General features: G+C 66.6%; 2 protein-coding genes. One reads left to right on the plus strand and one right to left on the minus strand.

The window, feature by feature from the left end:
- On the plus strand, positions 1–507 hold a 507-nt coding region (locus ACIPIA_RS16495; protein ID WP_400511056.1), incomplete at its 5' end, for an SDR family NAD(P)-dependent oxidoreductase.
- An 8-nt stretch (positions 508–515) separates the two neighbouring features.
- Here ACIPIA_RS16495 and ACIPIA_RS16500 read toward each other — a convergent pair.
- Positions 516–1,304, minus strand: a 789-nt coding sequence (locus tag ACIPIA_RS16500; protein ID WP_400511057.1) for a cryptochrome/photolyase family protein, incomplete at its 5' end; no start/stop codon positions are given.

Below are 1,304 nucleotides of genomic sequence, written 5' to 3' on the forward strand. Positions count from 1 at the left end.
CTGAATGCTGGCATCGCATCCGGCCAGGGCACACCGATCGATGCCGGCACGCTCGAGAGGGTCGTCGCGGTCAATCTGCTCGGCGTGGCCAAGAGCTTCTTCGCCGTGCAGCCACGCATGATCGTGCGTGGACGCGGGCAGGTTGCGGTCAATGCCTCGCTCGTCGGCTATCGTGGCCTGCCGGGAGCCGCCGCCTATGGAGCGGCCAAGGCCGGTGCGATCTATTTCTGCGAATCGCTGCGCTTCGACTGCGCTGCTGCCGGAATCCGCCTCCAGCTGGTCAATCCGGGTTTCGTCGAGACGCCGATGACCGAGGGGCGGCGATTCCCGATGCCGTTCCTGCTGCCGGTGGAGGAGGGCGCGCGCCGAATTGTCGATGGCTTCGAACGCGGCGGGTTCGAGATCACCTTTCCGCGCCGCCTGGCCTGGATCCTCAAGGCAGCGCGAATGTTGCCGTACCCGGTCTATTTCGCGCTGATGTCCCGCTTCGCCGGCAAGGACGACTGAGACCGGCTTCAGCGATTGCGGATCGCCGCGAAGGCATCCAGCGCCCGCTGGCGCCCGAAAGCGAGGTCGACGATCGGGGCAGGGTAGGCCTCTCCGATGCGGAGGCCCGCCTCGCGCAGTGTCTTTTCCGAGGCCTTCCAAGGTTGATGGATGTCGTCATCTGTAAGCCCCGCCAGTTCCGGTACCCATTTGCGGACGTAGCTGCCGCGCGGGTCATGGGTTTCGCCCTGCGTGACCGGGTTGAAGATCCGGAAATAAGGCGAGGCATCGGCGCCCGATCCCGCCACCCATTGCCAGCTCGCGGCGTTGTTGGCCGGGTCGGCATCGACCAGCGTGTCCCAGAACCAACTCTCGCCAGCCCGCCAGTCCTGCAGCAGGTGCTTGATCAGGAAGGACGCGACGACCATCCGCACGCGGTTGTGCATCCAGCCGGTCGCCCAGAGTTCGCGCATGCCGGCATCGACCAGCGGGATGCCGGTCTGCCCGCGCCGCCAGCGGCGAAGCGCCTGTTCGTCGGGCTGCCAGGGGAAGGCGTCGAAACGGGCATCGTAGTTGCGGCTCGCCAGCTGCGGGTTGTGGAAGAGCAGGTGGTGGGAGAATTCGCGCCAGCCGATCTCGGACAGGAATTTCTCCGCGTCGCGCTCCGTTCCGGCGGCCTCGCCGCGCGCGCGGGCGTGATGCAGCGCATGCCAGATCTGCCGCGGGCCGATTTCGCCGAAATGCAGATGCGGCGAGAGTTTCGATGTCGAATCGCGGTCCGGCCTGTCCCGATTCTCGGCATAGCCGCCGAGCCTGTT

This window comes from Allobosea sp. CER48 (genome assembly GCF_044752385.1).
Lineage (GTDB): Bacteria > Pseudomonadota > Alphaproteobacteria > Rhizobiales > Beijerinckiaceae > Allobosea.